The sequence below is a fragment of the Streptomyces sp. NPDC054794 genome (assembly GCF_053611585.1).
The window spans coordinates 1-4,561 of record NZ_JBSHAQ010000126.1 but is presented as its reverse complement, the minus strand read 5'-3'; the positions used below and the strand labels follow the sequence as shown (position 1 = coordinate 4,561).

Sequence of the window (4,561 nt, the reverse complement as noted above, 5' to 3'; positions counted from 1 at the left end):
GCCACCTCGTCACCACCCACGGCGTCCGCAGCCTCCTGCTCACCAGCCGACGCGGCACCCACGCCCCCGGCGCCACCGAACTCACCACCGAGCTGGCGGAGTTGGGCGCCAGGGTCGAGATCGTCGCCTGTGACGTGACCGACCGCTCCGCCCTCGCCGAGCTCCTCGCCGCGCACCCCGATCTCACCGCCGTCATCCACACGGCAGGCGTGCTCGACGACACGACCATCGAGCACCTCACCCCGGAGCGCCTGGCCGGGGTCTGGGCGCCGAAGGCGGACGCGGCCCGTCATCTGGACGAGCTGACGGCCGAACTCGGGCTCGACCTCGAAGCGTTCGTGCTGTTCTCTTCCGCGGCGGGGAGCTTCGACGGCATCGGTCAGGCCAACTACGCGGCGGCGAACGCGTACCTGGACGCGCTGGCCGCTCGCCGGCAGGCCCAGGGGCTGCCGGGGGTCTCGCTCGGTTGGGGCCTGTGGGCGCCGGAGGTCGGCGGCATGGGCGCCGGGCTCACCGGCACCGACCTTGAACGCATGGCACGTGCGGGGGTCGAGGCGATCGGAGCGCAGGACGGCACGGCGCTCCTGGACGTGGCCCTCGCGGCGGCGGAGAACCGGGCCCACGTCCTGCCCATCAGGCTCAACCTCGACGCATGGGACGCGGACGCCCCGGCGCTCCTGCGCGATCTCGTACGGCCCCGGGCACGCCGCGCCGCACGCGCGTCCCTCGCGCCGAGCGCCGACCGCCGCCCCGCCGGGAACTCCCTGAAGGAGCGCCTGGTGGCTCTGCCCGACAGGGCGGCGCGCCGCGACCTGCTGCTGGAACTGACCCGCAAGCACGTGGCGGCGGTGCTCGGCTTCGCCGGAACGCACGCCGTGTCCGCCGACGCGGCCTTCACCGAGCTGGGCTTCGACTCGCTCACGGGAGTCGAGTTCCGCAACGCGCTCGGCGCGGACACCCGGCTCCGGCTGCCCGCGACACTCGTCTTCGACTACCCGAGTCCCACGGCGGTCGCCGACTACCTGCTGACCGAACTGCTCGGCTCCGAGGCCGACGCGGCCACCGGCCAGGGCACGACCGTCACCACGATCTCCGCCGTGGACGAGCCGATCGCGATCGTCGGCATGGCCTGCCGCTACCCGGGCGACGTCAACTCGCCCGAGGAGCTGTGGCAGTTGTTGGCCGCCGGCGGCGACGCCATCACTCCACTGCCCACGGACCGTGGCTGGGACGTGGCGGGCCTGTACGACCCGGACCCGGAGGCCATCGGCAAGACGTACGCCCGCCACGGCGGATTCCTCGGCCAGGCGGCCGAGTTCGACCCGGCGTTCTTCGGCATCAGCCCCCGCGAGGCCCTGGCCACCGACCCGCAGCACCGCCTGCTGCTGGAGACCTCGTGGGAGGCGTTCGAACGGGCGGGCATCGACCCGGCCACCGTGCGCGGCAGCGCCACCGGCGTCTTCGCCGGCGTCATGTACAACGACTACGGCATCCGCCTCAACGGCTACCCGGCCGACCTGGAGGGCTACCTCGGCACCGGCAGCTCGGGCAGTGTGGCCTCCGGCCGCGTCGCCTACGTCTTCGGGCTCGAAGGCCCCGCCGTCACCGTCGACACCGCCTGCTCCTCCTCCCTGGTCACCGTCCACATGGCGGCGCAGGCGCTGCGCGGCGGCGAGTGCTCGCTGGCCCTCGCAGGCGGTGTCACCGTGATGGCGACGCCCGAGACGTTCGTCGGCTTCAGCCGGCAGCGGGGGCTTTCCGCGGACGGCCGGTGCAAGCCGTTCGCCGAGGCCGCGGACGGCACCGGCTGGGGCGAAGGCGTCGGCATGCTCCTGCTGGAGAAGCTCTCCGACGCCCGCCGCAACGGCCACCGCGTCCTCGCGGTGGTGCGCGGCTCGGCCATCAACCAGGACGGCGCCAGCAACGGCCTCACCGCCCCCAACGGCCCCTCCCAGCAGCGCGTCATCCGCCAGGCCCTCGCCGCCGCCCGGCTCTCGCCCGACCAGGTCGACGTGGTCGAGGCGCACGGCACCGGCACCCGCCTCGGCGACCCCATCGAGGCCCAGGCCCTGCTCGCCACCTACGGCCAGGACCGTGCCGAGGACGCTCCGCTGTGGCTGGGCTCGATCAAGTCCAACCTCGGCCACACGCAGGCCGCCGCGGGCGTCGCCGGGATCATCAAGATGATCCTCGCCCTGCGCAACGAGGAACTGCCGCGGACGCTGCACGTGGACGCGCCGTCGTCGCACGTGGACTGGTCCGCGGGCGCGGTGGAACTGCTGACCGAGGCACAGCCCTGGAAGGCCGGGGACCGTACCCGGCGTGCCGGTGTCTCCTCCTTCGGCATCAGCGGCACCAACGCCCACGTCATCATCGAAGAGGCCCCTGCCGAGACCTCCGCCGAACTCGGCACCTCCGCCCGCAGGTTGCCCGTCCTGCCGTGGCTCGTCTCCGGCAAGACCGCGGACGCCGTCCGCGCCCAGGCGGCCCGCCTCCTCGACTACGTCACGGCGCACCCGGAGCTCGACTCCACGAACATCGCCGCCTCACTGACGGCCGAACGCGCGGCGTTCCCCTACCGAGCGGGCGCCGTGGCGGGGGGCCGAGCGGGGCTGCTGGCGGGGCTCGAAGCCATTGCCGGCGGAGCTGTGACGCCGTCGGCGAAGGCCGGACCGACCGCCTTCCTCTTCACGGGGCAGGGGAGCCAGCGGGCCGGGATGGGGCGGGAGCTGTACGAGGCCTTCCCCGTCTTCGCCGCCGCGCTGGACGAAGTGTGCGCGGCCCTCGACGAGCATCTCGAACGCCCCTTGAAGGACGTCATGTTCGGCGGGGAGGGACTGGACGAGACGGGCTACACGCAGCCCGCCCTGTTCGCCCTGGAAGTCGCCCTGTTCCGGCTGCTGGAGGCCTGGGGTGTACGGCCGGACGCGCTCGCCGGGCACTCGATCGGTGAGCTGGCCGCCGCACATGTCGCCGGCCTGTGGTCCCTCGAAGACGCCGCGCTGATCGTGTCGGCGCGCGGCCGGCTGATGCAGCAGCTGCCCGCCGGGGGCGCCATGGCCGCCATCCAGGGCACCGAGGACGAGGTCCTGCCCGTCCTTCCCGAGGGCACGGGTATCGCCGCTGTCAACGGCCCGACCTCCGTGGTCGTCTCCGGACCGGTGGACGGTGTCGAGCAGGTCGTGGCGCACTTCTCCGAGACGGGCCGCAAGACCAAGCGGCTCACCGTCAGCCACGCCTTCCACTCCCCGCTGATGGAACCGATGCTCGCCGATTTCGAGCAGATCGCCGCCCAACTCACCTACACCGACATCAGGTTCCCGATCGTGTCGACGCTGACGGGTGACCAGGTGTCGTACGAGGATCTGGCCGACCCCTCCTACTGGGTGCGGCACGTCCGCGAAGCCGTCCGCTTCGCCGACGCCGTCGCCACCCTCGACGCCCAGGGCATCGGTACGTTCCTGGAGCTCGGCCCCGACGCGGTACTGACCGCCATGGTCGCCGACCCGCGTGCCATCCCCACCCTGCGCCGCGACCGCACCGAACCCCAGGCCCTCGTCGAAGCCCTCACCCGGCTCGACACGACCGACTGGACGGCCTTCTTCGCGGGGACCGGCAGCCTGGCCGTGGACCTGCCCACGTACGCCTTCCAGCACGGCACGTACTGGCTGGCGGACACGGGCGCCGGCACGGCCACGGGATTCGGGCAGTCGGACGCCGAGCACCCCCTGCTGAGTGCGGCCGTGGAACTGCCTGACGCGGAGGGCGTGCTGTTCACCGGTCGGCTGTCCCTGGCCACGCATCCGTGGCTGGCGGAGCACGCGGTGAACGGCACGGTCATCGTGCCCGGTGCCGCCCTGGTCGAGATCGCCGTACGGGCCGGTGACCAGGTCGGCACGGTGACCGTCCGCGATCTGACCCTGCACGCCCCGTTGGTCCTGTCCGAGACCGGCGCCGTCGCCCTGCGCGTCCGTGTCGGCGAGGGCGAGGAGCCCGCCGTCACCGTCCACTCCCGCCCCGACGGCGAGGACGGGGCCTGGACCCTGCACGCCGAAGGCGCCCTGTCGACAGACAGCGTCGAGCCCGCCGCCGACCTGACCGCGTGGCCCCCGGCCGGCGCCGAACCGGTCGACACCAGCGCCCTCTACTGCGACCTGGCCGCGATGGGACTGGAATACGGTCCCCTCTTCCAGGGCGTCTCGGCCGCCTGGCGCGACGGTGACGACACCGTCTACGCCGAGGTCGCCCTGCCCGAGGGCACCGACACGGACGGCTACGGCATCCACCCGGCCCTCCTCGACGCCTCCCTGCACGCCATCAGCCTGCTGGACAGCGACGACGACACCGCCCAACTGCCGTTCTCCTGGACCGATTTCGTCCTGCACGCCACGGGGGCCTCGGCGCTCCGGATCCGTATCGGCCGTACAGGGTCGGGCTTCCGTATCGACGCCGCCGACTTCGCCGGAACTCCGGTGGCGACGGTCGGTGCGCTGGCCCTGCGTCCACTGGTGGTGGAGGCGAGTGCCGTGCGTGACCTGTACCGGGTCGACTGGACTCCGGT

The 4,561-nt window shown here is 73.0% G+C and carries 1 protein-coding gene; it reads left to right on the top strand.

All coding sequences use genetic code 11. The annotated features are described in order from the left end of the window. Positions 1-4,561: type I polyketide synthase (locus ACWGKT_RS48230; RefSeq protein ID WP_453278779.1), on the top strand; the 4,561-nt coding region annotated here is incomplete at both ends.